The 21,040-nt window shown below is 46.2% G+C and carries 19 protein-coding genes and 2 tRNA genes; 16 read left to right on the top strand and 5 right to left on the bottom strand.

The features are described from left to right. Positions 1–67: 67 nt before the first annotated feature. Positions 68–787 carry a hypothetical protein gene (locus tag U1F02_RS01610; protein ID WP_409988598.1) on the top strand — a complete coding sequence of 240 codons (720 nt, stop codon included), beginning with the start codon at positions 68–70 and terminating at the stop codon, positions 785–787. Positions 788–806: 19 nt separating this feature from the next. On the opposite strand, the gene U1F02_RS01605 is transcribed toward U1F02_RS01610, so the two are convergent. The 3 genes from U1F02_RS01605 to U1F02_RS01595 all read right to left on the bottom strand — a co-directional run bounded on the left by U1F02_RS01605 (position 807) and on the right by U1F02_RS01595 (position 3,869). Further along, positions 807–1,622, bottom strand: coding sequence for a sulfurtransferase (locus U1F02_RS01605; protein ID WP_409988597.1), 816 nt, complete (start codon positions 1,620–1,622; stop codon positions 807–809). A gap of 112 nt (positions 1,623–1,734) precedes the next feature. After that, on the bottom strand, positions 1,735–2,022 hold the full coding sequence (locus tag U1F02_RS01600) for an EscU/YscU/HrcU family type III secretion system export apparatus switch protein (protein WP_409988596.1): 288 nt from the start codon (positions 2,020–2,022) through the stop codon (positions 1,735–1,737). A gap of 2 nt (positions 2,023–2,024) precedes the next feature. Beyond that, entirely contained in the window at positions 2,025–3,869 is a 1,845-nt protein-coding gene (locus tag U1F02_RS01595; protein ID WP_409988595.1) for a flagellar hook-length control protein FliK, read from the bottom strand. Between the two features lie 205 nt (positions 3,870–4,074). Here U1F02_RS01595 and ccmA point away from each other — a divergent pair, with 205 nt between their 5' ends. From ccmA to U1F02_RS01555, 8 genes are all read left to right on the top strand, one after another. Then, the gene (gene ccmA, locus U1F02_RS01590) at positions 4,075–4,773 is read left to right on the top strand and encodes a cytochrome c biogenesis heme-transporting ATPase CcmA (protein WP_409988594.1); all 699 of its coding nucleotides are present in this window, start codon (positions 4,075–4,077) and stop codon (positions 4,771–4,773) included. Further along, positions 4,766–5,443 carry a heme exporter protein CcmB gene (gene ccmB, locus U1F02_RS01585; RefSeq protein ID WP_409988593.1) on the top strand — a complete coding sequence of 226 codons (678 nt, stop codon included), beginning with the start codon at positions 4,766–4,768 and terminating at the stop codon, positions 5,441–5,443. Before ccmA ends, ccmB begins: the two co-directional genes overlap by 8 nt. A gap of 8 nt (positions 5,444–5,451) precedes the next feature. After that, entirely contained in the window at positions 5,452–6,210 is a 759-nt protein-coding gene (locus tag U1F02_RS01580; RefSeq protein ID WP_409988592.1) for a heme ABC transporter permease, read from the top strand. After that, positions 6,207–6,398, top strand: a complete 192-nt coding sequence (ccmD, locus tag U1F02_RS01575; RefSeq protein WP_409988591.1) for a heme exporter protein CcmD — start codon at positions 6,207–6,209, stop codon at positions 6,396–6,398. The genes U1F02_RS01580 and ccmD overlap by 4 nt, the downstream gene beginning before the upstream one ends. A gap of 50 nt (positions 6,399–6,448) precedes the next feature. Then, positions 6,449–6,919: a cytochrome c maturation protein CcmE gene (gene ccmE / locus U1F02_RS01570; protein ID WP_409988590.1), complete on the top strand. Its 471-nt coding sequence runs from the start codon at positions 6,449–6,451 to the stop codon at positions 6,917–6,919. Further along, on the top strand, positions 6,909–8,921 hold the full coding sequence (locus U1F02_RS01565) for a heme lyase CcmF/NrfE family subunit (RefSeq protein WP_409988589.1): 2,013 nt from the start codon (positions 6,909–6,911) through the stop codon (positions 8,919–8,921). The genes ccmE and U1F02_RS01565 overlap by 11 nt, the downstream gene beginning before the upstream one ends. Next, complete coding sequence (locus U1F02_RS01560) at positions 8,914–9,447, top strand: DsbE family thiol:disulfide interchange protein (protein WP_409988588.1); 534 nt, start codon at positions 8,914–8,916, stop codon at positions 9,445–9,447. Before U1F02_RS01565 ends, U1F02_RS01560 begins: the two co-directional genes overlap by 8 nt. 185 nt (positions 9,448–9,632) lie before the next feature. Next, positions 9,633–9,770, top strand: coding sequence for a hypothetical protein (locus U1F02_RS01555; protein WP_409988587.1), 138 nt, complete (start codon positions 9,633–9,635; stop codon positions 9,768–9,770). A gap of 101 nt (positions 9,771–9,871) precedes the next feature. Here the strand turns inward: U1F02_RS01555 and U1F02_RS01550 are convergent. Continuing rightward, positions 9,872–9,948, bottom strand: a tRNA-Asp gene (locus tag U1F02_RS01550). 70 nt (positions 9,949–10,018) lie between these two features. Then, a tRNA-Val gene (locus U1F02_RS01545) sits at positions 10,019–10,094 on the bottom strand. 195 nt (positions 10,095–10,289) lie between these two features. Here U1F02_RS01545 and U1F02_RS01540 point away from each other — a divergent pair. From U1F02_RS01540 to U1F02_RS01510, 7 genes are all read left to right on the top strand, one after another. Further along, positions 10,290–10,799: a cytochrome c-type biogenesis protein CcmH gene (locus U1F02_RS01540; protein WP_409988586.1), complete on the top strand. Its 510-nt coding sequence runs from the start codon at positions 10,290–10,292 to the stop codon at positions 10,797–10,799. Continuing rightward, the gene (gene ccmI / locus U1F02_RS01535; protein WP_409988585.1) at positions 10,796–12,094 is read left to right on the top strand and encodes a c-type cytochrome biogenesis protein CcmI; all 1,299 of its coding nucleotides are present in this window, start codon (positions 10,796–10,798) and stop codon (positions 12,092–12,094) included. The genes U1F02_RS01540 and ccmI overlap by 4 nt, the downstream gene beginning before the upstream one ends. 176 nt (positions 12,095–12,270) lie before the next feature. Further along, on the top strand, positions 12,271–13,389 hold the full coding sequence (locus U1F02_RS01530) for a Gfo/Idh/MocA family oxidoreductase (protein WP_409988584.1): 1,119 nt from the start codon (positions 12,271–12,273) through the stop codon (positions 13,387–13,389). 271 nt (positions 13,390–13,660) lie between these two features. Next, complete coding sequence (gene smc / locus U1F02_RS01525; RefSeq protein WP_409988583.1) at positions 13,661–17,170, top strand: chromosome segregation protein SMC; 3,510 nt, start codon at positions 13,661–13,663, stop codon at positions 17,168–17,170. Between the two features lie 42 nt (positions 17,171–17,212). After that, on the top strand, positions 17,213–18,250 hold the full coding sequence (gene zipA / locus U1F02_RS01520; RefSeq protein WP_409988582.1) for a cell division protein ZipA: 1,038 nt from the start codon (positions 17,213–17,215) through the stop codon (positions 18,248–18,250). Positions 18,251–18,325: 75 nt separating this feature from the next. Continuing rightward, on the top strand, positions 18,326–20,365 hold the full coding sequence (gene ligA / locus U1F02_RS01515) for an NAD-dependent DNA ligase LigA (protein ID WP_409988581.1): 2,040 nt from the start codon (positions 18,326–18,328) through the stop codon (positions 20,363–20,365). Continuing rightward, positions 20,362–20,973, top strand: coding sequence for a transglycosylase SLT domain-containing protein (locus U1F02_RS01510; protein ID WP_409988580.1), 612 nt, complete (start codon positions 20,362–20,364; stop codon positions 20,971–20,973). The genes ligA and U1F02_RS01510 overlap by 4 nt, the downstream gene beginning before the upstream one ends. Positions 20,974–21,040: the final 67 nt, after the last annotated feature.

The raw sequence follows: 21,040 nt of genomic DNA, 5'->3' as shown, positions 1-21,040 counted from the left end.
ACTGCATGCAAATTACCGCCAAGTATTTATACTTGCGGTAATGTTTTATCTTTGCGAGGTATTTGTAATGGGATCCACCTGTAGGCTGATGTTTGTGTTGTGCTTGTTAGGTTATGGCACAGGAGTTTTGGCTAATGACGGGTACGCGGTCTCTGGCAATGTTTATAACCTTAAGACCGGTAAGCTAGCTTACAGAGAATTATTCACCTCGCTCGACGAAAACAAAGAGGTTCAAGTTAACTACGCGAAACCGGACGGTGTTATTTTTGCGCGCAAGACTCTGAATTATTCCACTGAAGTATTCCAACCTGGTTTTGTATTAAATGATGAACGCGATGACGAAATTGTCTCCGCCCAGTTTGATGGTGGACGGTTACTCCTAACACATGGCGTTAAAGGTAATTCGCAAACGAAAACCCTGTACGAAACCTCCAAACTAATTATCGATGCTGGATTAGATGCGTTTATCCAACAACAGTGGCCAAAGCTCACTGCAGGAAAGAAAATTGAGTTTGATGCAGCAGATGCACGTCACTTGGGGATTGAAAAGTTTGTGATTAGAGAAGTGGACGCAAGCGTTTCCCCTTTGGCTTACAAAGGCGCTGGTGAGAACTGGAAATATTTCCGAGTGGATACTGCAAATAAACTTTCTTCCATTTTCACCGATCCGATTTATTACGCCTACGACCCAAATGGGCTTTACTTGATGCGTTATCAAGGTAGGGCGAATATCGATAATGAGAATGGCGAAGCTTGGGATGTTCGAATCGAGTACGAATATTTCTAAGCCTTATCCGTGATGGGATTTAGCTATTTTCAGGTAACGGAAGATAGCTACACCAATCACTCCAACTTCCAGGGTAGAGCTTTGCATCAATTCCGCATAAATGCAGTGAGAAAATGTTGACGCAAGCTGTTACGCCGGAGCCGCAATAAACACCAAGATTGCCAGTTGTTGGTAATGTATTCCAGTGAGCTTGTTGCTCAGCGAGAGATTTCACAAATCCCTTATCATTGGTCACATCTTGCCAAAAGAAATTGACGGCGTTTGGAATATGGCCTGCGATGGGATCTATAGGCTCTTCCAATCCTTCAAAACGGCGCGCCTCGCGCGAATCAATTAGCCTGATCGAATCATTGTGGAGAATATCGTCTCTGCTAATTGTTTTGTTCTCTTGCAAATGTAATTTGAAGTTTCCGTGCTTGGGTGCGGGTTCACGTCTGTCTATGGCTCCTTTGTTCGCCACCCATGCGTTGAATCCGCCATCCAAAATGCGTACATCGGAAAGCCCCATGTGCTTCAGCAGCCACCAAGCACGCGCTGCGTATGCCATGCGTGAATCATCATAAACAACAACCGTGCTGAGTTGATTAACGCCCATGGCTCGGCATTTTTCCTGAAGTTGCTCAAAGTCAGGTAAAGGATGACGCCCGCCATGAACTTGAATGGGTGATGAAAGATCGCGTTCTAAATCCAGATAAAATGCGCCGGGAATGTGCCCTTGGCGATAGAGTGTGAGCCCTTGGGTTTTGTCCATCAAATTAAAACGGCAATCTACTACGACAAAGCCTTTGCCCAAATGTAGTTGTAATTCGCTGGCTGAAATTAACGACGGATGCATAGGTGATGTTTGGATCTATTGGTTGATTAATGTGCCGATGTTGGCACTAATCATCTGTACTGTGAAGTGAGAAATGAGCAATTTGAACAAATTTTAACGTTTTTATTCTGAATTATTCTGGTTTTGTCCAAGCTTCCGGCTCTTTACCTTCCAATCGATAGGCGAACGCGATGATGTAGGCGACTGCGAGATAAAGCGTTTCGGGAATTTCGTCGCCCAATTCAAGTTGCACCAATAATTCAACTAAAGCGCTGTTATCGCACAAAGGCACGCCGTGCTTTTCCGCTACGGCAATGATGTTGTCCGCTACTGCTCCAGTTCCTTTTGCAGTGACGGTCGGTGTGCTTTTGCCATCGTAAAAAAGTGCGACGGCCTTTTGAACTTTACTGTTAGTTGTCATGCTTAGGTCGAAATATCTATCAGTGAGTAGCTTAAGGCCATGGGCTTTTTAGGTGGCATTCCGCGCATGCATTGGAGGAATTTTACTTGAATACCTTCGTTCTCCAATTGTTTACGCAATCCGTCGACATGGTCTTTTACTTCTTTAAAGGTTTTTTCCTGGGTTGCCCATAAAGTGGCGCTGACTTGCGTGTTCACAATGGAGAGTTGTGCGCAAAATTCGCCAAGTGTTGGCAAATCAAAACGCAAAGTAACTGACCATTGTTTGATTTTTGAATTACTTTTTTCGGGTTGCGATTCATTTTTCTCATCGACCCATTCGCGATCAATGCGGAGATGAACCTGATGTACATCGTTGTGATGTTTAACAGGAATTTCAATTTGCCACGAAGCGCTGGGCGTATTGCTGTCGCGCGTGTCCAGCTCGTGATTAAGGCTGTGGAGCTGTTGTAGCTGGATTTTGGCAAGGCTGTGCAAACCGTGTTGCTGCAAAAGAACTAGCAGTTGTGCCCGCAACTCCTTATTGGAAAGTTCTTTGACCGGCTTCTGCATGAGTTCTTGCACGAACAATCCCAATACTTGGGTGATGTCTTGCTTGGTGGTTGAGGCGAGGTTGGTTTGATTAAAAACGGGAAGGCTAGCTAGATTTTGAAATAGCTTCACCGCCTGTTCGCTCGACAGGGGTTTGTTATTGCCATTCAATTCTTGCGATGCCTTGTTAACAAGAGTCAGAAGAGCCCCTTTCAGATCTTGTGAATAGCTATTGCTGATTGCTCGGCTATGTTCCTGCGGGCTGCTGGCTACGGCTAAGTGTTTGCCAAGTGTATTTTCAAAAAATACACCAGAATTTTTTAAAGTTTGCGCTAGCACTTTGGGTTGAGCGATTTGCTCTGGCGAGCGAATTTTTTCGGCGACACTTTTTAATGCTTGCTCAAGGCTGGGTGTAAATAGTTGCGATTTTGCGGCCGGTGGTAAGTTGTTCAACTGAACAACGGCGGACAGCAAGGTGTTGGGTGTATCGCGATGTGGTAGCAAGTTGCGAAGTTGTTCGCTCACTATCTGTTTAACGATAGAATTATCGTTAAGCGGTTGTTTTAGGGTTGTGGTTGTCGGCGGTTTTAGTTGAGCTTCCGCTGTGTTGTAGAGATTTATTTTTTGTTGAACCGCTTTGTTTGTTGAATCAAGTAAAGGCGTGCTCGCTTGATTCTTCTCAATCACGGCCTTTAGGTTTTTTTCACTAACAGCGGGGGTTAAATCTTCAGCTGCCGTTTGGATAGTGGGATTAGTTGGTGTTTTGGGTACAGAATCCCCGAGCGGTAAATTTGTAGCCAACTTCACCAATTGTTGCGCCGTTAACGCACTAGCCACAGCAGGTGGAGTTTTGGGTGTTAGGGCTGTACTGTCTGTTGTCGATTGGTCTTCATCCCCGGCAGGTAAATCTAACAACACCAATTTTTGCGGGCTTTGCATTTGAACCGGAACACTTTGGCCGGCTGTCAAAGGTCTATCGCTATAAGTCAAAAGTGAGCGGCCGTTAACCTTTAGATTTATCCATTTCAATTCGGGTGACTGGATTAGATTTTGCTGTTGCATTAATCGCGCAATTTCATTTTTTATTGCGGGTGTTAGTTTTCCAACAGTTTGCTGATTCAATTGCGCCAGCGCAGCCGTAGTTTGCTTCAATAATTCAGCGCGTTCTTGCGGTGTAACGGGTTCGGTTGATACAACGCTCGCCATCACGGTTTTCCCCAATACCAGATTGAGCACACGGCTCAATGCAGCAAGCTGATCTGTGCTTTTTTGTTCAAGCGTTTTGATCAGATTTTGGGGAATATTGGTTATATCCATGCGCGGCCTATACCGAAACAAAAAGTTGGTTGATTTCTTGCAAAATATTTACATATCTTTGACCGCCATCATCAATAAGGCGTGAAAGACGCTAGGGCTGCCGCTATAATCGCCCGGCAAATTGCACTTGGGAAACCTAAGGCTCTTTGATTATAGCGACCTCTTGGCGGAAAGCCTGAGCTCTTATTATTGAACCGCTTAGTTGATGCGAGTTCCCAAACGTCTGTTGGATGATTCCTTGGCTGCCACTCCACTCCTAGAACTGCGTAACCTTGCCTGTGAGCGTGACGAACGTTTTTTGTTCGCGAACCTCAATGCGGGTTTTTCGGCAGGCGATGTGGTACAGATTTTAGGTCCAAACGGCAGTGGTAAAACCACGCTTCTGCGAATATTAGCCGGCGTCTCTAAGGATTTTCACGGCGATATTTACTGGAATTCGCAGCCAATAACAAAGGTACGTTGGGAGTACGCCAGTGAGCTGCTTTATCTCGGTCATTTACCCGGCATTAAAAAATCCTTAACTGCGCTGGAAAACTTGCAGTGGTACGCAGCGAGTCAAGGTGTTACCGATAAAGCTATTCTCTTGGCTGCCTTGGCGACAGTGAAATTAGCGGGCTACGAAGATACGCCCTGTTATCGGCTATCGGCGGGGCAGTTACGGCGAGTTGCTTTGGCTCGGTTGGAATTCAGTCGGGCTAAGCTGTGGATTTTGGATGAGCCATTCACCGCCTTGGATAAATCCGGCATCGCTCAACTCGAGCTGCGCTTGGCTGCTCATGCGCAGGCGGGCGGTCTTGTTTTGGTTACATCCCATCAAGACATAAATATACCCAACCTAAAATCATTGGATCTGCAGAATTTTCCTGCCGCCAACTTCGATACAGAGGAAGCGAGCCATGGCTGATTCCTCTTTGTTTCTGGCGACACTTAAGCGCGACCTTACTTTGGTCTTCCGTAACCGGGGCGATATGGTTAATCCGCTCGTCTTTTTCCTGATTGCGATTACCATGATTCCTTTGGCGCTCGGTCCGGAAAAGGCTGTGTTGATGCGTATTGCGCCCGGAATTATCTGGGTGATGGCGCTTTTGGCAACGCTTTTGTCGTTGGATGGTCTATTCCGCAGTGACTTCGACGACGGCTCATTGGAGCAGTTGCTGATTTCGCCATACCCGCTTTCTTTAGCGGTAACGGCTAAGGTGTTTGTGCATTGGTTGGCGACAGGCTTGCCGCTGACTCTCTTGGCACCATTGTTGGGTGGGATGCTGTCTTTGCCGTCCTCGGCCTTTGGCGCGTTGCTGTTGTCTTTGGTTCTTGGGACGGCTGCCATGAGTCTTATAGGTTCCATAGGTGCAGCGCTAACGGTCGGGTTACGCAAGGGCGGGGTGCTTATCTCATTGATTGTTATGCCGCTGTACATCCCGATTTTAATTTTTGGCGCAAGCGCCGTTCAAACCGCAGCGCTTGGCGACCCGTATACAATGCAGCTTGCTGTCTTGGGTGCAATTTTGGCGCTGGCGTTGGTGTTAGCGCCTTTGGCAGCAGCGGGTGCGCTGCGCATCAGTATTAATGGTTAGAGGTTGTTATGAATTGGCAATGGTTTCATCGCTTGGGTTCGCCGCGCTGGTTTTACGAAAAAACCAACGCGTGGCTGCCTTGGCTGGCAGTGTCCGCGTGGGGCTTGTTGCTCATCGGTGGAATTTGGGGCTTAGGTTTCGCGCCGGAAGACGCCAAGCAACATAACAGTTTCCGCATTTTGTACATCCATGCACCCGTAGCGTATATATCCATGAGTTGCTATTACATCATGGCCATTTCCGGTGCTATTGGTTTGATATGGAAAATGAAATTGCCTTTTATGGTGATGAAATCCTGCGCGCCGATTGGTTTGGGGTTAACAATTGTTGTCTTAGCAACCGGTTCTATTTGGGGTAAGCCGACTTGGGGAACTTGGTGGGAGTGGGATGCGCGTTTAACCTCCTATTTAATCTTGAGCTTTTTGTATCTGGGTGCAATCGCATTGCAGCAAGCTTTTCAAAATCGCGATACTGCCGACAAAGCCTGCGCTATTTTGGCCTTGGTAGGAACCGTGAACATCCCCATTATTTATAAGTCAGTTGATTGGTGGTACACCTTGCATCAACCGGCAACCTTGAAGATTGTAGGCAAGTCCACTATAGATGCTTCAATGTTGTATCCCTTGTTTTTAATGATTGTCGCGTTTTATTTATTTTTCACGCTGGTGTTGATTTTATATACGCGCGCCGAAATTTTGCGTCGTGAGAGCCGCACTCAGTGGGTTAGAGAATTGGTCTTAGGTAAAACCGATGGAGCACATTCATGAAGTTTCAATTTGATTCCTTAAGTGCCTTTGCGTACATGAATGGACACGGTGTATTTGTGTGGAGCGCCTATGCGCTTGTTTATGGAATTTTAATTTATTTGACGGTGAGCCCGTTGCTCCAAAAAAATACGTTTTTGAAGCAACAAAAAAAATGGCAACAACTTCAAAAAAATTCCGATTCGAATTAGTTGGTCTTGGTCGAATCAACAACCGATTTCATTTTGAGTAGAAGTAATTTATGCATCCTGTACGTAAACAACGTTTGATCTTTGTGATTGCTGGAGTTGTGTTCAGCAGTATTGCGATAGGTTTAATCGTCTATGCCATGCGCGAAAACATCAATTTATTTTATCCACCTAGCAAAATTGCCAGCGGTGAGGCACCTCATAATCGCAATATTCGCGGCGGCGGCTGTGTGAAACCGGGAACGGTGGTGCGTGCAACAGACTCGTTGGATATCAAATTTGTGCTAACCGACGGCATTGCTGACGTTCCGGTTAAATTCTCCGGCATATTGCCGGACTTGTTTGCCGAAGGTGAAGCCGCTGTTGTTAACGGAAAAGTGGATGACAAAGGTGTATTTAATGCCGAGCAAGTACTCGCGAAGCACGATGAAACTTACACACCACCCGAAGTCGCCAGTATGAATAAAGCAAATGATCACAAAAACGATCAACTAATTTGTAAGGGGATCAAATATGGTTCCTAGTTTGCTCGTCCCAGAGCTTGGGCATTTTGCGCTTGTGCTTGCGCTTTGCATTTGTATGGTTCTCTTTGTGCTGCCAATGGTCGGCGCGCACACCGGTAATCAACTTCTCATGCATTCCAGTCGGTCATTCGCTGCTGGATTTTTTATTTTTGTCGCCATCGCATTTTATTGTTTGTCTTACTCGTTTGCGCATGATGATTTTTCGGTCAAATACGTCGCTAATAATTCCAACACACTTCTGCCTTACTACTACAAGCTCTGTGCTGTGTGGGGTGGGCATGAAGGCTCTTTGTTGTTGTGGGTATTGATGCTTTCCGGTTGGACATTCGCGGTTTCTATTTTTAGTAAATCTTTACCGCTGGATATGCAGGCGCGTGTTTTATCACTGCTGGGTTTTGTGGGCATTGGTTTCTTGTCTTTTATGTTGCTTACGTCGAATCCGTTCGACCGCATCTTACCTATACCACCGCAGGACGGTGGCGATTTAAACCCGGCATTACAAGACTTTGGTTTCATCATTCATCCACCCATTTTGTACATGGGGTACGTTGGGTTCAGCGTGGTATTTGCGTTCGCTATTGCAGCTTTATTAACTGGCCGATTGGATAGCGCTTGGGCTCGTTGGTCACGCCCATGGGCAACAATGGCGTGGGGTTTTTTATCCGTAGGTATAGCGCTCGGTAGCTGGTGGGCTTATTACGAACTAGGGTGGGGTGATTGGTGGTTTTGGGATCCAGTAGAAAACGCATCCTTCATGCCTTGGCTTGTGGGAACTGCGTTAATTCATTCACTTGCGGTTACCGAAAAACGTAGTCTCTTTAAAAACTGGACCATTCTACTTGCTATTTTTACCTTCTCATTAAGCTTGCTTGGTACCTTTATAGTTCGCTCAGGTTTGCTGACTTCCGTGCACGCGTTCGCGTCAGATCCTGCGCGCGGTATTTTTATTCTCGGATTCTTATTGGTGGTGATTGGTGGCTCGCTTGTTCTATATGCCTTCCGCGCTCCCGTTGTGAAAAGTGAAGTGGGTTTCAATTGGTTTTCCCGTGAAACCTTGCTGATGGGCAACAACATTATTTTATCGATTGTTATGCTCACCGTTTTACTGGGAACGCTTTATCCCATGATTGCCGATGCTATGGGCTGGGGAAAAATTTCTGTTGGCCCGCCGTATTTTAATTTTTTCTTTTTGCCACTCATGGGTGCCTTGTGTCTGCTAATGGTATTGGGCCCTGTAGCGAATTGGAAACAAACAAAACCAAAGCAATTGCTGTCTCTTTTGTGGAAGCCTTGGGTCATCAGCTTGGTGCTGGCGATTCTTGTTCCTTGGTTTTACGGCGATACGTTTAAATGGTCGGCTGCGGTTGCAGTATTTATTTCAGGATGGATTGCAACTGCCCTAATTGCGGATGTGATTTATCGCCTGCGTCATGCAGATTCAATTTCAGCAGGCGTAAAAAAGTTAAGCCTAAGTTACTATGCAATGGTTATTGCCCACTTGGGGATCGCGGTTACCCTAATTGGCATCGCCTTCTCAAGTGCTTACAGCACCATGCGCGATATGCGCATGGAAGAACAGCAAACCGTAAAACTAATGGATTACGAATTCACCTTGCAGGCATTGCAACAAGTCAAAGGCCCAAACTACATGGCGGATGAAGCGGTAATTTTGGTGAATTACAAAGGCAAACCTATGTCTGAAATGCATCCGCAAAAACGCCGTTATGTTGCGCGCGCGAGTATGAGTACTGAAGTTGCTCTTGATCCGGGTTTGTTCAGAGATTTATATATCGCCATGGGCGAGCCCGTTGCAGAAAAAGCTTGGGCTATGCGTGTACACGTTAGGCCTTTTATTCGTTGGATATGGTTGGGCGCGTTAATGATGGCGTTCGGCGCATGCTTGGCAGTCATGGATAAACGTTATCGTAAGCGCGTGAAAGTAGTGGAAGAAACGTCTGTTGCGAAAGCAGGCACTGTGGTAGGTGTTGCTGTACATGAATAAACAACGTCTCTTTTTATTTATTCCAGTTGTTGTATTTGCTGTGCTGGCGCTTTTTTTCTGGCGGGGTTTGTCCTTGAACCCCAACGACATGCCTTCCGCATTGCTTAACAAGCCCATCCCAAACTTTTCGCTCCCGCGCTTGGAAAACACCCAGGAGGTTCGTAATGAATCGCTCCTGCGCGGAAAAGTAAGTCTGTTAAATGTATGGGCGACCTGGTGCGTTACCTGCCGGGAGGAGCACGCTTTTTTAAATAAACTGCAGCAAAGCGGTGTACATATTGTTGGTATTGATTACAAGGATAATACCGAGGATGCACAACGGTGGATTGCAGAATTGGGAAATCCCTACGACGAAATTCTTATTGATGAGGATGGCCAGTTGGGCTTGGATTTGGGTGTTTTCGGCGCGCCTGAAACCTATGTGGTGGATAAGCAAGGTATTATCCGTTACAAACACATTGGCGATTTGAATCAAAAGGTGTGGGACGAAACCATTCAGCCCATAGTGAAATCGCTCGAAAAATAGCAGCTTCGAAAAGCCTGAATAAGCCTCGTATAAAGCCCGACCTTTTCGGGCTTTATCTTATTTCGAATCTCGCCCTGCAAATGAGCAGTCATACGATGTGAGTTGATTTGCATCAATACTCCCAAAACCCATGTTTGTAGACTGAAAGTAACCGCATTGTGCGGGTCTTTCAACGGGAGAGGTTTATGTATATTGATACTGTAGTGGCATCTGGTTTGGTGATTGTGGCTTTAGTTTGCGTAATGGCAACCTACATCGGCATATTTGCCTATAAGCATATTAAGCAAGATATTGCTGAATCTGAAAAAGCCAAACAAAAATAGCAGACATAAAAAAAGTCCCTTGTAGGGACTTTTTTGATTTAAAGATAAGATTTAAAAACGTGGATTTAAATATGATCTTTAAGTCGAATTCAGTAGGGGAGTGGCGGACCGGACGGGGCTCGAACCCGCGACCTCCGGCGTGACAGGCCGGCATTCTAACCGGCTGAACTACCGGTCCGCAAAAACAAATAACCTTTGTTGGGGTGCATATTTACCTTGTGAGCAACATGCTTACCTGATGAGTTTTTTGGTGGGCGGTACAAGACTCGAACTTGTGACCCATGCCTTGTAAGGGCATTGCTCTACCAACTGAGCTAACCGCCCGATCAGGTGACGCGCATTCTAATGATCTGGAAGATTTGGTCAACCACTTTTTTAAAGATTTTTTTGTTTTTTGGTAAAAATGGTTTTTTTGGTTAAATAACAAACGCTTGCGTTATTTTTCAAGCACTACCGCAATTCATCGCTAGTCCTCTGTACTCTTGGTATACTTCCGCGATCAAATTTTTGGGGTATGTCATGAGCTTGTCGGTTAAAAGATTTCTGCTCCTATTCGCATTCGTGTTTGCAAGTATCCCTACGCTTGCTGCGATTGAAACACATGAATTCAAAAACGATGTGGATCGTCAGCGTTACCAAAGTTTTATTGAAGAGATGCGCTGCCCCAAATGTCAAAACCAAAACCTCGCCGGTAGCGATTCCCCTATCTCTGCTGATTTGCGCCGCAAAATCTACGAAATGATTGAGGCTGGTAAGTCGGATAAAGAGATTGTGGATTTCATGGTAGAGCGATATGGCGATTTTATTTTGTATCGTCCCCGCGTAACACCAGTTACCTATGCCTTGTGGGGTGCACCGATTGGCTTGCTTATTGTTGGCAGCGTGGTACTTATTTTTATGTTGCGCAGACGTAGACAGCTCGGTGCTACAAAAACCAATTCTGCACTCAGCGATGAAGAGCAGCGTCGTTTGGCGGATCTCTTGAAATCCGTTGAAACTAACAACGACAAAGAGGAGCGCCGCTCATGATTGGTTTGTGGTCTTCTTTGCTTGTTTTAGTGTTGTTATCCGCATTATTTTTCGCGTGGCCTTTTTGGCGCTATAAATCATCGCTTAACAACAACGGGTTAAATAACTCTGAAACTCAGGCTCGTCTCGTCGAGAATGTGAGGATTTTCCGAGAGCATTTGGCCGAGTTGGAAAACAGTCTTGCATCCCAAAACATTACCCAGGAAGAATTTGCACAATTAAAAGTAGAGCTTGAACGAAATTTGTTGGAAGACGAAGCAAGCTTGCGCGCGAATCACTCGGGTTCGTCTCGGGGTATCGGGGTTAAGGTTGCGATTACTTTCTGTGTGCTTGTTATTGCGTTCGGAATTTTCTTTTATCAAAAACGCGGCAATCTTGCGGATGTTTATATCCAAAACTTGCAGCAGGAAAAGCTGCAATTGGATTATCAGGATATGGTTCAAAACCGCGATCCCAATCCGGCGCGCTCGCAGCAGCTCATTTCTGAATTTGAAGCCAGACTAAAAGATAAACCGGACAATGTTCAGTACTGGTTTTTGCTTGCGCGGGCGCAAATGGAAGTGGCGAATTTTGCGGAAGCTGTTAAAGCCTATCAACGTGTGCTCGAGTTAGATGCAAAATCTCCAATGATTATGGCAGAACTCGCGCAAGCTTTATTTCTGCGAGATGGAAATAAAACCACACCAGCAACCGTTGATTTAGCCAAAGACGCTTTGGTATTAGACCCCAAAAACACCATGGCTTTAGGTCTCTTAGGCATAGATGCTTTTAGCAAAAAAGATTACCGCGCTGCGATTCGCTATTGGCAGAAATCGGTTGATTTAATGAGCGGAGAATCACAGGGGCGCCGCGCGTTACTAGCTGGAATCGAAAAGGCCAAGCAATCTTATGTTGAAGCCGGTGGTAAAGCAGAAGACCTAACGGCTAAGTCAGCTTATGCATTAAAACTTTCGGTTAGCTTGGGTGAAAAAGTAAAAGCGTCACCAGATCAAACCGTATTTGTTTACGCGCGTGCATGGCAAGGTTCTCCCATGCCGCTTGCTATTTCACGTATTAAGGTGAGTGATTTGCCTGCAAGCGTTCAGCTTGATGAAACCATGGCTATGTCTCCCACGGCAAGCTTGGCGACAGCGACAGATATTGAGGTGATTGCGCGCGTTTCGCCTTCGGGGTCTGCGAAAGCAGAGGCTGGCGATTGGATTGTGAAACAAGGCCCCATTTCCATGAGCGCCATTCCAGAAAAAATTGATTTGAATATCAACGAGCAAATCACAGCGGATGGTGTAAAACCGTAAACATTTGTTTATCTATGTAGGGTTCGGTAATAGTCTTGGCGGTGAATGCCGCCAACGGCTTGAATAGAAATAAAATTTGTCGGTATTCTTGCGTGCCGAATAGCACGGATAAAAATGCAATTAGATTGAGTTGCTTTTTATCTTCCGCAATTTCACCTTAACAGGGATTTATTTCTATGAATTCTCGTCGCGATTTTCTTCAAAAACTAACCGCTTCTCTCATTATTCTTAATTTACCGGGTCAAGTCTCTGCAGCCACCAATAGCCTAACGACTCAATCCACTCAAACTTATGACGGGCCCGCATTGCGCGTTGCAATTATGGGGCTGGGTAGTTACGGCGCTCGCGTTGCTGAAGCAATGCAGGCGTGTAAGAAGGCCAGAGTTGTTGGTGTTATTAGCGGAACGCCTTCCAAAATTTCGGAGTGGCAGCGCAAATATAATATCCCTGCCAAAAATTGTTACAACTATGAAAATTTCGACGAGATAAAAAATAATCCTGATATCGATGCCGTCTACGTCATCACACCCAATGCGTTACATCGCGATCAAGTGATTCGTGTTGCAAAGGCTGGTAAGCATGTGATTTGTGAAAAGCCCATGGGGCTTAATGCAAAAGAATGCCAAGACATGATTGATGCCTGTAAGGCGGCCAAAGTGAAGTTGTTGGTGGGCTACCGCATGCATTTCGAACCCAACACCGTGGATATTATTAATCAACGTAAACGCGGTGAGTTTGGAAAAATCTTATCCTTTGAAGGCGGTACTGGTTTCCCAATTGGCGATCCAACCCAATGGCGTCTTAATAAAGCCTTGGCGGGCGGTGGCTCTTTAATGGATGTAGGTATTTACGCCATCAACGGCGCGCGCTACATGGTAGGTGAAGAGCCTGTTTGGGTGACTGCGCAGGAAACTAAAACCAATCCCGCCAAGTTCAAAGACGGTGTTGATGAAACCATTCAGTTCCAGCTGGGTTTCCCCAGTGGCGCTATAGCAAGCTGCGTTACCAGCTATAACATCAGCCTCGACCGTTTTATGCTCAACGGCGACAAAGGTTTTGCCGAGTTAAGGCCAGCTTTTGGTTATGGGCCAATTAAAGCGCGAACTAACAAGGGCGAGTTGGATTTCCCGCATGTCATGCATCAAACCACGCAGATGGACGAAATGGCAGCGATCATTTTGGGTAACAAAAAGCCAGTGGTACCGGTGGATGGAGAAGAAGGGCTCAGAGACCTTAAGATCATAGATGCGATCTACCAAGCGGTTAAAACTGGTTCAAAAGTATCCTTAAGTTAATCGCTTTTTGCGGGATTGGCGGTCGCATCAGATCGGCCGACAGTCCCGTTACCCATCAAATTTCCCGCTTTGTGTAAAATTTGCTCAAGTTCCACAAGTTTCCGTTTTTTAGCCTCGAATTGGGCGCAAATGCCTTTCTTAAGCGACCCGCAAGCGTGTAGAATCCAGCCCTTTAGAAGGTTATAGCTTCGCTCAGATTTCCGCTTAAACAATAATGAAATCAAGCGACTACAGCTTAAGACCCCAACGAATTCATGAGTGACACGGAACTATGCGGCTAAAGTGCATCAAGCTGGCAGGCTTTAAATCCTTTGTTGACCCTACAACGGTTAACTTCCCCAGCAATCTGTGTGCGGTTGTCGGCCCCAATGGTTGCGGTAAGTCCAACATTATCGATGCTGTGCGCTGGGTTATGGGTGAATCATCAGCCAAAAACCTGCGCGGCGAAAACATGACCGACGTTATTTTTAACGGCTCAAGTGGGCGTAAACCTGTCGGTCAAGCCTCTATTGAACTCGTTTTCGATAACAGCGACGGCACCTTGCTTGGCGAATATGCCGCTTTCACTGAAATTTCCATTAAACGTAAAGTAACGCGCGACGGCCAAAACCATTACTACCTCAACGGCACTAAATGCCGCCGCCGCGATATTACCGATATCTTTTTGGGCACAGGTCTCGGCCCACGCAGCTATGCGATTATCGAACAGGGCATGATTTCCCGTTTGATTGAAGCCAAGCCGGAAGATTTGCGTGTTTACATCGAAGAAGCTGCCGGTATTTCCAAATACAAAGAGCGCCGCCGCGATACCGAAAGCCGCATGCGCCGCACCCAAGAAAACCTTGAGCGTTTAACCGACATTCGCGACGAATTAGAGCGCCAACTAGCGCGTTTGCAACGTCAGGCTCAAGCTGCCGAAAAATACACGGAATACAAAAAAGAAGAGCGCTTATTAAAAGCGCAGTTGCAGGCACTTAAATTCCAAATTTTGGATGAACAAGCAAAAGCCAAACAAACGTCCATTCGCGATTTGGAATTGCGCATGGAATCTTTTGTGACCGACCAAGTCAACAAAGATACCCAAATTGAAAAGTACCGCAGCCAATACACTGAGATGGGCGACAAGTTCAACGAAGTGCAGGGCCGTTACTACGCGATAGGTGCGGACATCGCGCGTATTGAGCAAACAATTCATCACGCGCAAGAGCGTTCCCGCCAGTTGCAAACGGATTTGGATCAAACTCAACGCGATTGCAAAGAAGCAGAAGAAAATTTACTGATCGACGCGCAAAAAGCGGAAGGTTGGGAAGAAGAAATTTTAGTGATTGAACCAGAATTGGAAATGGTGAAAGCCGCCGAAGAAGGTTCAAATGAAGTGCTGTTGGACGCAGAGGAAGCAATGCAGCGCTGGCAAAATGAATGGGATGCGTTTAACCAACGTGCATCCGAGCCGCGCCAAAAAGCAGAAGTGCAACAATCGCGCATTCAACACCTTGAACAAGTTCAACAGCGCTTGTTGCAGCGCATTGAAAAACTTAAAGAAGAAAAGGCAAATTTGCAAGTTGATGGTGTTGACGAAGAAATTGGTCAACTTACAGAACAGCTCGCTGAATTAGATTTGGCGGCGGAAGAAAAACGCAGTCAAGTTGAATCTATCACTGAGCAGCTTGATCAGCGCCGTAATGAAAATACCCGCAACAGCAATGAGCTGGATCAGGTGCGCAGTCAATTGCAAACCATGCGTGGTCGTCATGCATCTTTAGATGCGCTGCAACAAGCTGCGCTTGGCGAAAAAAATAAAGCGGTTACCCAATGGTTGGCTGCGCAAAATTTAACGAGTCAACCGCGTCTTGCGGAGTCTGTTAAGGTTCAGGACGGTTGGGATAAAGCACTGGAAACTGTTTTAGGAAACACCCTGCAAGCGGTATGTGTTGAAGGGCTCGATGCAGTAACCTCAGTGATCGGTAATCTCACCCAAGGCGAATTGGTTTTATTTGATACTAAAGCAAAATCTGCTGCAAGCAGCTCTACCAAAGCCTCATTATTGAGCAGCAAAGTATCTGCAGCTTGGGACGTTGCTGGTGTGCTGAACGGAATTTATATCGCTGAAGATTTACCTGCTGCTTTGCAGTTGCGTAATCAGTTATCCGCTAATGAATCTGTTATTACCAAAGAGGGTATTTGGGTTGGCGCGCATTGGTTGCGTGTGGCGCGTGATACAGATGCAAGTTCTGGCGTAATTGCGCGTAAACAAGAAATTGAAGAGCTGTCAGCAAAAATTGCTGAAGCCGAAGAAAAAGTTGAGCAATTGAGTTCTGCGCTTGAAGAAGGTCGCACGCAGATCAAAACGCTCGAACAGCAACGCGAAACTGTGCGCCGCGAAGCCGACGAGCAAAGTCGCCGTTATGGTGAGTTACGTTCGCAATTATCCGCTAAACAAGTTCGTGTTGAACAAGTCAATATGCGTCGCGAACGCGCTGAAAATGAAATTCGTGAAGCGCGCGAGCAGTTAGAACAAGAAGCGGAGCATTTGTCTGAAGCGCGTATGATCTTGAGTGAAGCCATCGAAATGATGGGCCAGGATACAGATCTGCGTGAAGAGTTGTTAAAGCAACGCGATGATATTCGCACTGGTCTCGATCAAGCGCGTCAGCGTGCGCGTCACGATAAAGACAAAGCGCATGAATTGGCAATGCGTTACCAATCCCTGAAAACCCAATTGGACAGTATTCGCTTAAGCATTGGGCGTTTGCGCGAGCAAACCGCGCGTTTGCAGGAACGTCGCGAGCAATTAATTGTCACCCTTAGTGAAAACCGCGATCCGATTGAAGAATACAAATCCGAATTGGAAGCTAATCTTGGTAAGCGTCTGTCGGTTGAAGCTGCGTTGACAGAAGCGCGCCGCAACCTTGAAACCGTAGAACATGAATTGCGCAACGCCGAGCAGGGGCGCAATAGAGCTGAACAAGAAGTTCAGGCTGTGCGTGCCCATTTGGAACAAGAGCGTTTGGCGGCGCAACGTTTTGAAGATCAGCGCAACGCTATTGTTGAACAACTGGAAGAAGAGGAATTGAATCTGCAAACCATTCTGGCCGAAATTCCAGAAGGCACAGAAATCAAACCTATTGAAGAAGAGCTTGAAGCCATTGCGGGGCGTATTGTTCGTTTGGGGCCAATTAACCTAGCAGCAATTGACGAATACAAAACCGAATCCGAGCGTAAAAATTATCTGGATGCGCAAAATGCAGATTTGCATGAAGCGCTAGAAACGTTGGAAAACGCTATTCGTAAAATCGACCGTGAAACTCGTACGCGTTTCAAAGAAACATTCGACCAAGTGAACAAGAGTTTGCAAGAACTTTTCCCCAAAGTATTTGGTGGCGGTCATGCGTATCTCGAGTTAACAGGTGAGGATTTATTGGATACGGGTATCACCATTATGGCGCGTCCGCCCGGTAAGCGTAACAGTACGATTCATTTGCTGTCGGGCGGTGAAAAGGCGCTCACGGCAATTGCGTTGGTATTCTCTATCTTCCGTTTGAACCCAGCGCCGTTCTGTATGCTGGACGAGGTAGACGCACCGCTCGACGACGCCAACGTGGGCCGCTATGCGCGTATGGTTGAAGAAATGTCGTCACAAGTACAATTTATTTATATCACCCACAACAAAAACGCGATGGAAATGGCTCACCAATTGCTGGGTGTAACCATGCATGAGCCCGGCGTATCGCGTTTGGTAACTGTGGATGTGGACGAAGCAGCTGAATTGGCCGCTTCCTAATTTAATTATTTAGAACAATTTGAAAATAAGACGGATGACTTTATGAGCAACTGGCTAACCGGCGTTATTGTTCTTCTCATTATTATTATTTTGATTGATGGTTATCGCCGTCGTAATAAAAACCGAATTGATGTTTCTCCTGCACTGAAGAAAAGTTTGAGAAACAGTTCCGTAGCCAGCGAGCCCGATGAAGAGGCTCCAAGTTACATAAGTGAATTGCCAAACGGTGGTGCGCGTGTTGTAGGTGTTCGTGATCCGTCTGACCAACCTGCAAGAGATCGGAAGCCGAGTGCTCGTGAATTAAAAGAGCAACGTCGTCGCGAAGAAATAGCGAACCGTACCCCAGAACAGGCGCGTTTAAATCTTGATGAATCAGTTCCCATTCTCATGGAGTCTGTTGAACAATCTGAAGCTCACGCGGACGAGCACGGCCGTATTGAACCCAGTTTTTCTGCGCGAGATGATTACGAAGATCATCATTCCGCCCATGAAGAAGATCATGAAGATTACGTGGAAGAAGACGATTACGAAGAAGATTATGATGAGGAATTCGACGAGGGTGATGAGGACGACTCAGAGGAAGATTACGCCGAAGACGAGGAAGTAAGTGAACAAGAAACCAAAGCAGCTGCCCCCCAAGCCGAACCTGAAGAGGTTCTGATTATTAACATCATGGCACCGAAAGGTGAAATGTTTAATGGCGGCGACTTGCTGGATATCGTTTTGAAATGCGGTTTGCGTTACGGCAGTATGGATATTTTCCATCGCTACAGCGATACCAAAGGCGAGGGTGCCTTGTTGTTCAGCATGGCAAACATGGTTCGTCCTGGAACTTTCGATTTAGATGCAATGGATGAGTTCACTACGCCCGGCGTAAGCTTGTTTATGACCTTGCCGATTGATGCGGATTCAATGCAATCTTTCGATTTAATGGTTGAAACCGCGCAAGCTATTTCTCAAACCTTAGGTGGTGAGTTGAAAGATGAACAGCGCAGTGCAATGACTCGCCAAACCCTTGAACATTGTCGCCAACGCATCAGTGATTTTGAACGTAAAAAATTATTTCGTCGTCCACGCTGAGTTTAGTTAATGATATGCAATGGTTAAAGTCACTGTCTCAGTGACTTTAAATCGAAAACAATATTGGTGCCATTCATGTCTAGCACGCAAAACCATGCTGTTGTTCTTGAGCTTGAACAGCTTCGTTCGCAAATCAATTACCATAATCATCGCTACCATAGCCTAGATGCGCCTGAAATCAGCGACGCTGAATACGATCGCCTCATGCAGCGATTGAAATCTCTTGAGGCAGAAAATCCCTCATTAATTACACCCGATTCGCCCACTCAGCGAGTAGGTTCAGCGCCGCTTTCCGCTTTTACTACCGTTGTTCATGAAATGCCCATGCTTTCTTTGGATAATGCGTTTAGTGATGATGAATTACTGGCTTTTAATAAGCGCATTCAGGATCGCCTCAAATCGAAAGACGATATTGAATTCGCATGCGAAGTTAAGCTCGACGGTATCGCAGTGAGCTTGATTTATCGCGACGGTTTACTAGTGCGTGGAGCCACACGTGGTGATGGCACCAACGGCGAAGACATTACCCAAAATGTTCGCACCATAGCTTCAATTCCGCTGCGACTTCTCGGAGAAGGTTATCCGCAAACGCTGGAAGTTCGTGGCGAAATTTACATGCCCAAAGCAGGCTTTGAAAAATTCAATGCAAAAGCCTTAGCGGCCGGCGAAAAACTTTTTATTAACCCGCGTAATGCTGCCGCGGGGAGCCTACGTCAACTTGATCCGCGCCTCACAGCAACACGCCCTTTGGAAATGTGCGCCTATAGCGTTGGGTTGGTTGCCGGTGGTGATTTGCCGGATCGTCATACTGACGTATTAAAAACTTTGCAGTCTTGGGGTTTTTTAATTAACCGCGAGATGCAAACAGCAAAAAATATTCAAGAGTGTTTAGCCTTTTATCGTCGTATTCAAGAGAAGCGTAGTGCGCTCGCATACGATATAGACGGAATTGTTTTTAAGGTAAATTCGCGAGAGTTGCAGGAAACCTTAGGTTTTATTTCTCGTGCTCCGCGATGGGCTGTGGCTTATAAATTCCCTGCGCAAGAAGAAATGACGTTGCTGCAAGATGTAGAGTTCCAGGTTGGACGGACAGGCGCGGTAACGCCAGTGGCACGTTTGCAACCGGTTTTTGTTGGCGGAGTTACAGTGTCTAATGCCACCTTGCATAATCGTGATGAAATCAATCGTTTGGGTTTGAAAATTGGTGACACAGTTGTTGTTCGTCGTGCGGGTGATGTAATTCCCCAAATCGTCGCCGTTGTCGAATCAAAGCGCCCCCAAGATGCGCGCGATATTATTTTTCCAACGCATTGCCCTGTTTGTGGTTCGCCCGTGGAAACAGTTCCCGGTGAAGCAGTCGCACGTTGCGATGGCGGTTTGATTTGTGCGGCCCAACGCAAAGAAGCCATTAAGCACTTCGTATCGCGCAAAGCCATGAATGTTGAAGGTATTGGCGACAAGCTCGTCGAGCAATTGGTTGATCTCGATATGATTGCCGATGTCGCAGATATCTATTCGCTCACTCGCGATCAGTTAGCCAATTTAGATCGCATGGGTGAGAAATCTGCGGACAACATTCTTTTTGCTTTAGAGAATAGTAAAAAAACTACGCTCGCTAAATTCATTTATGCTCTTGGAATTCGTGAGGTGGGTGAGGCGACCGCGCGTAACTTCGCCAAACATTTTGGCACCTTGGAAGCCTTTGCTGCAGCGGATGAACTAAATCTGCAACAAGTAACGGATGTCGGCCCTGTTGTCGCGCATTTCGCTTATGAGTTTTTTCAACAAGAGAATAATCGCCAAGCAATAGATAAGCTCAAATCGGCTGGTGTTCATTGGCCAGACGAAGTTGCTACCGCAACTGATGCACCGCTTCTTGGTCTTACTTATGTACTGACTGGCTCGCTTGAGCTATTTAGCCGCGATGACGCAAAAGCTCATCTCTTGGCGTTGGGCGCCAAAGTTTCCGGAAGTGTGTCAGCAAAAACGGATTATGTTGTGGCAGGGCCCGGTGCGGGCTCCAAGTTGCAAAAAGCAGAGGAGTTAGGAATTAAGGTGCTAACGGAAGAGGACTTGTTAGCGCTCTTGAAGCAACATGGGCAATTGCCAGCATGAAATTCATATCCTCATTATGCTTACTGGTCTGTATTGGCTTTTTGAGCGGTTGCGCAACAACGCCACCCTCAAATCCGAATAATATTTGCGACATATTTGGTGAGAAGAAAGATTGGTATAAAGCGGCCAAAAAATCAGAAGATAAATGGGGTTCTTCCGTGCCTGTGATGATTTCCATCATGTATCAGGAATCTCAATTCGTACAAAAGGCACGACCAGCTCGCACCAAGATTTTATGGATTTTTCCCGGCCCCCGGCCAAGTAGCGCGTACGGTTTCGCACAAGTAAAGTCAGACACCTGGGACGATTATCAACGCGACGCAGGTGGCATGTGGGCACGAAGAGATAACTTTAAAGATGCTGTAGATTTTATTGGTTGGTATAACTACCAAAGTGAAAAACGTAGCAAGATAAAACGTAATGATGCATACAATCTTTATCTCGCCTATCACGAAGGTCACGGCGGGTATAACAAAAAAACCTACAATAGCAAAGCTTGGTTGAAATCAACAGCGCAAAAAGTCGCAACGCGAACTGCTGAATACACCAAGCAATTGCAGCAATGTGAAGACGATTTAGATCGCGGTCATTGGTGGTGGCCATTTTAAATATTTAGGTGGACACCCTAAGCAGTCATTGTAGTCAGTGCTTTTTCGCTCGGTTATGTAATGTATT

Origin of the sequence: Cellvibrio sp. (genome assembly GCF_046347455.1) — a bacterium.
In the GTDB taxonomy this organism is placed as follows: Bacteria; Pseudomonadota; Gammaproteobacteria; order Pseudomonadales; family Cellvibrionaceae; genus Cellvibrio.
This window is presented reverse-complemented; position numbering and strand designations above follow the sequence as displayed.